Annotated in this window: 2 protein-coding genes; both read left to right on the forward strand. The window is 50.3% G+C overall.

All coding sequences use genetic code 11. From position 1 onward, the window contains the following. The first annotated feature begins 141 nt into the window (after window positions 1-141). Window positions 142-1,017 carry an SUMF1/EgtB/PvdO family nonheme iron enzyme gene (locus WCO56_29625; protein ID MEI7733762.1) on the forward strand — a complete coding sequence of 292 codons (876 nt, stop codon included), beginning with the start codon at window positions 142-144 and terminating at the stop codon, window positions 1,015-1,017. A gap of 424 nt (window positions 1,018-1,441) precedes the next feature. After that, a complete protein-coding gene (locus WCO56_29630; protein MEI7733763.1) occupies window positions 1,442-1,867 on the forward strand; it encodes a hypothetical protein in 426 nt (141 codons plus the stop codon). The last annotated feature ends 483 nt before the right edge of the window (window positions 1,868-2,350 follow it).

Below are 2,350 nucleotides of genomic sequence, written 5' to 3' on the forward strand. Positions count from 1 at the left end.
GCCCACACCAGAGTTTCTTCCTGCATCAGCCCCCATCGGGGGTCCTGGCTTTATACTTTCCACCGCCCCCGCCTTCTTTTAGCCTTTAGCCTTCATACTTTATCCTTTCCCCCACCCGCCCGTTTCCGTTACCTTCCCGCCATGGCAAATCCCACCAGTAACGTGCAACGGGTTCCCGGCCAACCAGTCGGCGCGGGGCGTTTTGTATTGGGGCAACTGCTGATTCTGCTTCTCCTATTGATACTCATCAGCGGCTGCGACGTTGGCACGCAAGGGCCGAACCAGCTCGGCGGAAAGCAAACGGGGACCAATAAAGCCGTGCCGCAACTGGGCGCGCGCCGGACGAATAGTCTGGGGATGTCCTTTACACCGGTGCCGGGGACAAAGGTGTTGTTTGGCATTTGGGACGTACGGGTGCAGGATTATCAAACGTATGCCGAGGCGAATCCGAGTGTGGACAATTCGTGGAAGAGCCCTGGCTTTACGCAGAACGGCAGGCATCCAGTGGTGATGGTAAGCTGGGAAGACGCCAAGGCATTTTGCGCCTGGCTGACCAAGAAGGAGCAAGGGGAAGGGAAGTTGGGTGCCGGGCAGGAATACCGGCTGCCAACGGATGCGGAATGGAGCTATGCGGTGGGGATTGGAGACCGGGAAGGGACCGGCACTCCGAGCGCCAAGAGCATGGAGCTTGATGACGTCTATCCATGGGGGACGCAATGGCCGCCGCCGAAGGGGGCGGGGAACTATTATAAAACGTTGAACGTAGATGATTTTGACAACACCTCCCCGGTCGGGAGCTTTCAAGCCAATCAATTTGGCCTGTATGATATGGGTGGGAATGTCTGGCAATGGTGCGAGGATTATTATAATAGCCGAAGCGGCTCTCCGGTGTTGCGCGGGGCGTCGTGGGTTAATGATAGTCCCGGCCCTCTGCTATCCTCGTTCCGTGTCGGCCTCACGCCTGGTCGTCGGCGCAACGATGTCGGTTTTCGGGTGGTGTTGGTGGCGGGGCCATAATTTCGGATTTCGGATTGCGGAATGGAAGCCCGCCGCCTTTGGTCATAAACTCTCGAACTCATCCGGCCATCCCGCCAGGGATGGAAGATAGAAGCCGATGCCCTGAACAACCTCAGCGCGGCCCTCATCGCCAACAGTAGCGCCAACAGCAACAGCGTGCCCGCCATGGACTGGACCCTGAGCGATCCCCCGACGGCCTGAGAGATGGGCACCATGTTCAACACCATCAATGGCCTGATCCTGGCCTTGCGCCGTCCGGCGTAAATAACTTCCGCACTGTTTTACGCGGGATTAACTTTCAAACCGGGATCGCAGTGGCTTGACATCCGCCGTGATCTCGGTGAGATTGTACCCGTTATGAAATTATATCAGTTTGTAACATGAATTTGGTCTAGCAGTGTTATTTGGAAGCTATTTAATCACTATGCCAATTGACTTCGCAAATACGTTAAGAAGCGTCTCTAAAGTTAAACTTCGAGGCGGGGTTGTTGGTAAAGTTTCTACGGTTCTTATTGTTTTTTGCATATGTGTTGCTGGCCTTGCAGTTTTTTCAAAAAACGAAACGGTATTAGGAATTAGCATTGCTGGAATTATTATTGTGGTGTTTACTATGCTATGGCGACTCATAAACTTTGCAGATAAAAATCCTCAGGCCGCTATTTTGGAGGGAGCAGAGTTTTTGCTTCATCAACAGATGCTCATGGGAAGTAAGCATACACCAGTAATTGAAGCAGATAATAATGAGTCTTTTGCTGAAAGACCAATCACTTGCAGTCGCGATGCAATGTCATTTCTCAGCCAACCAGATCAAACTCCAGCGCAGAAGATATCTGATTCAAACCCGCATTGATCACATGGGCCAATTTTTACATGTCTTTATCGACCCGAAACCAGAGATCACACGGGAACAAATTGAAGCTAGGATGAACTTAGCAGTTGATTGGTTCCGATATCACCGAGGTGTTTATATTCTCTATACTACCTCTGAGGTGGATAAGTGGTATTCGAGACTCGAAGATTTTGTAAAACCTAATGGGTCGCTTTTTATTTGTAAGCTGGATATCACAGTCAGGAATGGATGGATGTCAAAAACGTTTTGGGAATGGCTAACCAAAACACGCGAATGAAAAATGTTGCACGTCCCTTGGGAAGCACGTCAATTTTGCTGTTTTAGCCACGTTTTTAGGCAAAAACACCATAATTTGTCAGAAATCGTAGCTGGCCTCAAAAATAACTCCATTAGCCGCATACATATTGGCAATGGTCAAAATCTAATTAACTTAGTGCTTATCCGTAAATAGATATTGTCTGTCGCCAGCAGATTATGGCTGCG

The organism is Verrucomicrobiota bacterium, assembly GCA_037139415.1.
Classification (GTDB): domain Bacteria; phylum Verrucomicrobiota; class Verrucomicrobiia; order Limisphaerales; family Fontisphaeraceae; genus JBAXGN01.